The 6989-nt window shown below is 65.4% G+C and carries 7 protein-coding genes; 5 read left to right on the forward strand and 2 right to left on the reverse strand.

Going from position 1 to position 6989, the window contains the following annotated elements; all coding sequences use genetic code 11:
- The first annotated feature begins 372 nt into the window (after positions 1-372).
- The 3 genes from JQ573_RS36910 to JQ573_RS36920 all read left to right on the forward strand — a co-directional run bounded on the left by JQ573_RS36910 (position 373) and on the right by JQ573_RS36920 (position 2006).
- Positions 373-540 (forward strand): hypothetical protein, encoded by a 168-nt coding sequence (locus JQ573_RS36910; protein ID WP_171021003.1) that lies wholly within the window; start codon positions 373-375, stop codon positions 538-540.
- A gap of 134 nt (positions 541-674) precedes the next feature.
- On the forward strand, positions 675-1109 hold the full coding sequence (locus JQ573_RS36915; protein WP_137901421.1) for a hypothetical protein: 435 nt from the start codon (positions 675-677) through the stop codon (positions 1107-1109).
- A 570-nt stretch (positions 1110-1679) separates the two neighbouring features.
- Positions 1680-2006, forward strand: a complete 327-nt coding sequence (locus JQ573_RS36920) for a DUF736 domain-containing protein (protein WP_065997979.1) — start codon at positions 1680-1682, stop codon at positions 2004-2006.
- An 88-nt stretch (positions 2007-2094) separates the two neighbouring features.
- Here JQ573_RS36920 and JQ573_RS36925 read toward each other — a convergent pair whose 3' ends face one another.
- Both JQ573_RS36925 and JQ573_RS36930 read right to left on the reverse strand, forming a co-directional pair.
- Positions 2095-3846, reverse strand: a complete 1752-nt coding sequence (locus JQ573_RS36925; protein WP_137901422.1) for an ATP-binding protein — start codon at positions 3844-3846, stop codon at positions 2095-2097.
- On the reverse strand, positions 3824-5329 hold the full coding sequence (locus JQ573_RS36930; RefSeq protein ID WP_244625929.1) for an ATPase domain-containing protein: 1506 nt from the start codon (positions 5327-5329) through the stop codon (positions 3824-3826). Before JQ573_RS36930 ends, JQ573_RS36925 begins: the two co-directional genes overlap by 23 nt.
- A 376-nt stretch (positions 5330-5705) precedes the next feature.
- On the opposite strand from JQ573_RS36930, the gene JQ573_RS36935 reads away from it, so the two are divergent.
- Both JQ573_RS36935 and JQ573_RS36940 read left to right on the forward strand, forming a co-directional pair.
- Complete coding sequence (locus JQ573_RS36935; protein ID WP_137901423.1) at positions 5706-6212, forward strand: Hsp20/alpha crystallin family protein; 507 nt, start codon at positions 5706-5708, stop codon at positions 6210-6212.
- 78 nt (positions 6213-6290) lie between these two features.
- On the forward strand, positions 6291-6635 hold the full coding sequence (locus JQ573_RS36940) for an ETC complex I subunit (RefSeq protein WP_137901424.1): 345 nt from the start codon (positions 6291-6293) through the stop codon (positions 6633-6635).
- The last annotated feature ends 354 nt before the right edge of the window (positions 6636-6989 follow it).

Here is a 6989-nt window from a genome sequence, read left to right on the forward strand (position 1 = left end):
ATGGGCGTTGGCGCCCAGCCTCAACTCCGCTTCTGACGGGGGTAACCGCAGCCCTTCGTCACGGGTCGAGAGGCAGGTGCCGGCCGAACAGCGATCCGCGAGGCTATGTCCTGACCAACCAATAAAGATCGAGGCGCGTCGTACTGGAGAATCCAGCCAAGCCTCCGGTCCAGACGTCGGACCAGCCCCCTTGTCCTTGCGCTGATCCTTGGTCCGGCCGAGGGCCTGACGCCATCAACCCGTAAAGGGTCGGCTATGCGCGCATGCCGCCGCTGCGGCTTCGCCTGCGCGGTGATTGCGGCCTTCGCCCGGACACATCGGGCGCCTGTCACGCGGGGGATGGTCCCCCGCCTCCAGACAGGAGCCGGAACGATGTCCCTCAACCAAGCGCACGCCTTCGCCTTCAGCCTCGCCACGACGCTGATGGTCACCATCGTGATCTTCCAGGCCGGTGACGGCAGCCTCTCCGTCGTTCCCGCCAACGAATATGACGGCGACGCCGCGGCTATCGTCCACGAAGTAGATCCCTTCGCGCTCTAAGCACGATCGGCTCCGCGGAGCGAAGATCCTGCCGGATTTCCGCTCCCGCGCTTGCTCTCTTTCGGCTATATTTCGATCTGCGCCGTGGCGGTGGTGGAAGGCGCGACCCGCAGGCTATTGCATGGAGCACCACCATGGTTATCGGCATCCTCCTCAGCATCGCAACCATCGGCATCTTGTGCTGGCTGCTCTTCACCCTCGCCATCTACGCGCTGCCCCTGTTTGCCGGCGTCGTCGCCGGCAGCTGGGCCTATGAGATGGGCGCAGGCTGGCCCGGCGGCATCCTGGTCGGCCTCATAACCGCCGGGCTGACGCTCGGGCTCGGCCAATTCCTCTTCACCATCACCCGCCCGGCTTGGCTGCGGCTGGCCGTCGGGCTGGTCTTTGCAGCGCCTGCGGCGCTGGCCGGCTATCACGCCGTCCACGGGATCGTGAAACACGCGGTGCCCTCGGAGACTTGGCAGATGCTGTTCTCCGCAATCGGAGCCGTCGCCGTCGGCGTGACGGCCTGGGTCCGGATCGCTGCCGCAGCTCCCGCCCAGTCGGGCGAGAGGCTCGCGGGGGCGTAATACCCATCTGAGGGATGCAGCGGCGGGACCAGACCCTGGTTCAGCGCACCTCCTCGACCAGAGGACGGTCGGGGAGCGGGTGGCTCGAAGCGTCCAGTCCAGCCGAGAGCCGCGCCGTTCGAGGGCTTGCGACGGGGTCGGCGCGGACGCACGCATTGATGAAGACGCGAGCAGCAGCGTCCCCGCCCAGAAGCGGGCTTCGGGGACCGCGCGAGCGTCGTACGCACGCCAAGTTGATGACGATCGCCATCTGTCCGGAGCCGGGCTTTGCGGGCGGCGACAGATCGCTAGGTCTCCGTTGACCCATTGCCTGTTGCGAGCGCACCGACACGGCCTCTTCGATGGGTGTATCTGGCCGAAGGACGGCTTCGCCTCAATCGCCTAAGGCGCAACAGCGCCGTCAAGACTTTCTTCCCCTGCCGGCTGCGCCGTCATTCCTCGCGCACCAAGAAAGTCCCTCCTTTGCTGTCTGAAGCCCTGCGGGTGCGCCGTCGATTGCCTCCGGCCGGGCGATCACCATCGAGGCCGCAATGGTGCGGGCTCGACAGGCAAATCCAAAGGAGACTTCCCATGGCGACCATCGGCACCTTCAAGAAGACCGGCTCGAACGAGTACACCGGCGAAATCGTCACCCTCAGCGTCCAGACCAAGAACGTCCGCATCGTCCCCGAAGCCCGCGCCAGCGGCGAGAACGCCCCCAGCCACCGGGTCTTCGTCGGCCGCGCCGAGATCGGCGCCGCCTGGTCGAAGCGCTCCAACGAGGGCCGCGACTATCTCGGTCTCAAGCTGGACGATCCGAGCTTCACCGCTCCGATCTACGCCAACCTCTTCGACGACGAGGAAGGCGAAGGCTTCAGCCTCATCTGGTCCCGCCCCAGCCGCCGCAACGGCGACTGAGGCCCCAGCGAATGCCCCGCCCGGCAAAACCGGGCGGGGCGATCTTTCAGCTCTCCGGCACCTTTGGCTTTGCCGTACGGCCATCGATTCAGCTGGAAGGGAGATGCGCTCCAAAGGCAGCCGCGAGTGCCGCCTCCAGCTCGTCGAGCCGATAGGGCTTCCGCAACAATCTCAGGCCCTCTGCGTCGCCATCCCGCTGGCCGTCGCTAAACCCGCTCGTGAGCACGACGGGCAGGCCCGGACGGCGGCGCGCGAGTTCGCGGGCGAGTTCAATGCCGCTCATGCCGCCCGGCATCACCACGTCGGAGAACACCAGATCGGCGGCGTGGCCGTTCTCCAGTTGCGCGAGCGCGGACGGCGCGCTCTCCGCCCGGCGAACCGTGAAGCCGAGCCCCTCCAGCATCTGGCCGGCCAGCTCCGCGACCTCGTCATTGTCTTCAACTAGGAGAATCCGGCGCTCGCCCTTCGGGCCTGGTACCTGTATTGCGGGTGCACTCGCCTCGACAGCCGCCGCGAGCGGAAGGCTGCTGGCGCGCGGCAGGTGTAGGATGATCCTCGTCCCCTCCCAGAGACGGCTCCGCACCTTCACATGTCCCCCCGACTGCTTGGCGAAGCCGTAGACCTGGCTGAGGCCGAGCCCGGTGCCGCTCCCGACCTCTTTGGTCGTGAAGAAGGGATCGAAGATCCGATCCAAGATGTCAGGTGCTATTCCGATGCCGGTGTCACGAACTTCGATCCGCACGAATTCGCCGGCCAGACGACTTTCGCCACGGCCGTCCAGTCGCGCATTGCCAGCGAAGATCGTCACGGTCCCGCCCTGCGACATGGCATCCCGCGCGTTGACGACCGTGTTGAGGATGGCAAGCTCGAGCTGCGTCTGGTCCGCCATCACCGGCCAGAGGTCTTCCGCAAGCTCGATCTCGAGCGCGATATCCTCGCGCAGAGCCCCTGCCATCAGGATGCGCATGTCATCGAAGCGAGCACGCAAGTCGATCGCCTCGGGCGCCAACGACATGCGTCGCGAGAAGGCAAGCATCTGGCGCGTCAACGACGCGCCGCGCGTGACGGCCTGGCGCATGCCGGAGACAATCCGCTCGCGGCGCTCCGGGTCGGGAGCCCGCCCCAACATGTCCAGCCCGCCAGAGACCACCATCAGAAGATTGTTGAAGTCATGGGCGACGCCGCCCGTGAGCTGGCCGATCGCCTCCATCTTCTGCGCCTGCCGGAGCGCCCGCTCGGCCTCCTGCCGCTGCTCCATTTCCGCCGCCAGCCTGCGGTTCGCCTCTTCCAGCTCCACGGTGCGTTCGCGAACGCGCTCTTCGAGCGTTTCGTTGAGGCCGCGCAATTCCTGCTCCTGCGCCCGCAACCGCGCCTCGACACGCTCCCGCTCGCGCAAATGGTCGCGCACCTGATATTGCCGCCGTCGCGCCCGGAGCGCCGAATGCAGGGTGCTGACCAGCGTTGCAGAGCGAAGCGGCCGCTCCAGCAGCACCAGATTGCCGAAGCCTGCGAAGTGTTCACTGCCGCGGCCGAACCCGGCGCTGCCGCGCGAGCCACTGGCCGTCACCACCAGGATCGGCGGCTCCGACCACGCGGGCTGCCGCGCAAGACAAGCCTGCAGCATGGACATCGCGGTCGGTGGCGAGACCTCCTCCTCGACGACCACCACTGCCCCGGCCCCTTCGTCCACTCCCCGGCATAGATCGGCGAGCGTGGCGACGGTCTGGGTCGCAAGTCCTGCTCGCTCCAAGATCGCCGCGACCGTGGGACCGTCCCGACGCGACGGCGCCAGGATCAGCACGCGCTCGTCACGTTCTTCAGCGCCCGGGATTTGCGTCATCGCGGGCGTCCGGAAGGGCCTCGGGACTTCCGACAAATCTGGGCGCGCCCGACAGGACCCCACGGAAGGAACGAATCGGCGGACCGACGCTGACGCCCTCGCCAGATATCAGACGATATTCGCGAATCGTCGTCTCGTGCCGGCCGCTGCGGCTCTTCAAGACTGATATCGCCTTGCGGACCTCGCCTTCAGCCTCGAAGTAACGCAGCAGGACGATGCCGTCGGCGAGGAAGCTGAGATCGATCGGCGCCGCCACGTCGCCGACCATGCCGTGCTGGGCCATGATCAGGATAGTGACCACCCCTTGATTCCCGAGATACGCCAGCAGCTCGTGCATATGCAGGATGAGCGCCTGCTCCTCCGGCATCGACGCCATATAGCTGTTGAGGCTGTCGATCACGACCAGCTTCGCGCCCGCCTCGACGTTGCGCTTCACCTTGTCGACGAACTCGCCCGGTGACAGCGTCACCGGGTTGATCTGCTCCCAGACAAGCGTTCCGCTCTCTCTCGCCGCCTCGATCTCCATGCCGAGCCCTGCGGCTCGCGCCTCGGCGGTGCGGTAGTTCTCGTCGAAAGCGAAGAACGCCACCCGCTGCTCCTGGCGCGCCGCCGCCATCGTGTATTGCAGCGCGAGCGACGACTTGCCGACGCCCGACGGACCGATCAGGAGCGTGCTGGTCCCACGTTGAAGCCCTCCGCCGAGCATCTCATCGAGCGGCCCGACATCGCTCCGCAGCACATCTGCCGTGAACTCGGTCCGATGCTCGGCCGCGATCAGGCTCGGGTACACCAAAATACCGCCCTTGCAGATTGCATAGTCATGATAGCCGGTGCGGTAATCGACACCGCGCAGCTTGGCGACGCACATGCGGCGGCGGAAGACGCCGTATTGCATCCGCCGCTGCTCGAGGGTGACGACGCCATGGACGATGCTGTGCAACTGAAGACCTTGCGCGTTGTCGGTGAGATCATCGAGCGCCAGGACGGTGCATTGCTGATCCGCGAAGAAACGCTTCAAGGTCAGCAGCTGGCGGCGGTAGCTTAAAGAGTCGAGCGCGAGGAGACGCAATTCGGTCAGGGCATCGATGACCAGGCGGTCCGGCCGGAGCGCTTTCACCTTGTCGATGATCAAACCGACGGTGTGGTCGAGTTCGACCTCGGCGGCGTGGATGATGCCCTGCTGCTGCTCCGGATCGGCTTCCAGCGGCGCGACCTCCAGGATGGTCAAGCCATTCAGGTCGAGGCTGTGGCTGAGTGCGGTGGCGCGCAGCTCGCGCTCGGTTTCCGACAGCGTGATGTAGAGGCATCGCTCGCCCGACCGGACGCCTTCTAGGAGGAACTGCAGCGCGAGCGTGGTCTTGCCGGAACCCGGGGTGCCCTCGACCAGGTACATGTGTTCGCGCGCCAACCCGCCATGCACGACAGAATCGAAACCGGCGATGCCACTCGCGGCCAAGCTATCCAGTTGCGGTCGGTCTTCCACGGTCGACGCTCCCCGGTGCAAACACGCTTGGAGCGCGCGGCCGGGTCGCACGACCTCAGTTCGTCACAAGGCCAGCCCCTTTGGCGCAAGACTCCATCGCAGCCTGTAACTTAACAAAGCCGGTTTGGTTCAAACAAGCTTGCCTGATCTTGCAGATGTCTGGGACTGCGCGTCGCCCAAAGGTCGCGATCAGCCCGACGAAGCTGTTTCTTCATCGAAAAGTTGCCCAACCACGACCGTGTGGTTCTTGACCTCCGGCCGCCCCATTCCCAAATTTCTGACGCGCCGGACGCTCGATTGAGGTCCGGCTCCGAGGGGCGTCCGGCGCTCCGGGCGCACCTCATTCAACCATGTTGCTTTGAGAAAGGACATGACGATGAACGTGCGTGATCTGATCCCCTGGGGTCGGGAAACCGATCAGACCCCGACCCCCTATCGGAGCGGGACTCCGAGCCCGTTCCTGTCGCTCCATCGCGACATGAACCGCCTGTTCGATGAGGCCTTCCGCGACTTCGGCGCGCCCGGTCTTTTCGGCCGCACCCCGGCGTGGCCAAGCGTCGAGGTGACCGAGACCGAGAAGGACGTGCGTATCGCCGCAGAACTCCCCGGCCTGGAGGAGAAGGACGTCGAGGTCCTCATCGAGGACGGCGTCCTGACGCTCCGCGGCGAAAAGCGCTCACACACCGAAGACGCGGCGCGGCAGTTCAGCGAGCGGATCTATGGCCGCTTCGAGCGCCGCATCGGGCTCGGCTTCGACGTCGAGGAGGAAAAGGTCGCTGCCGACTTCAAGAACGGCGTGCTGACCATCACCCTGCCGAAGTCCGAAAAGGCCCAGTCCAAAGCCAAGCGCATCGCCATCAACGGCGGCGCCCAGGCGCAGTAAGCCTGACGAGGCCAGGGGCAGACCCAGCCGGGTCGTCGCCCCCGGCCTTTCCTTTGCCGTACGCGGGAGGGACAGGTCATGAGCTATGTCTGGAAAGAAATAGAACCCGCGCAGCCCCTGTCCGAGACAAGTCGCACCGACCTCGGCCGCCGCGCGCCGCGTGCGCACAACCCGGACTCGGTGTTTCCTCCCGATGCCGTCGCTCGGATCTTTCGCCCCTCGCGCTCGGTCATGACCTCGGGCAAGGCGCGCACGAAGCATTGGATTCTCCGCTTCGAACGGCAAACCCCACCCTTCATCGAGCCTTTGATGGGTTGGACGGGTGGTGACGATCCGCTGACGCAGGTCGAACTCCGGTTTCCGACCCTCGAATCCGCGGTCGCCTACGCCCGACGCCAGGGTCTAACCTATGTCGTGAACTAAGCAGATCCGAAGGCGCCGGAGCAGCGGCGACCGGCAATTCTGCGCGCGCCCACCGCCATTCTGGTGCGCTGAATCCTCCTTGGGCTTGTGGAGGCGGACGGCTCGATCCCCCTCCGATCACAGTCGATTTGCGCTCATACCTAGGGGTCTGACGATACGGCTCATCTGATCAATTGGGCCAAACATCAGCAACGGATCAGGCGACCGAATCAGGTTGGCCGCTCCGCCCGGAAAAGTTGCCCCGAAACGGAAAAACACTGGCGGCTCCGACACAAGGACGACTATTATAGATGGGGTATTCGGAGCGTTTAGCGGTCGGCTTTAGTTGCTCCATAGTCCGCAAAGCGTATAGGC

The sequence above is a fragment of the Bradyrhizobium sp. AUGA SZCCT0105 genome (assembly GCF_018129565.1).
Classification (GTDB): Bacteria; Pseudomonadota; Alphaproteobacteria; order Rhizobiales; family Xanthobacteraceae; genus Bradyrhizobium.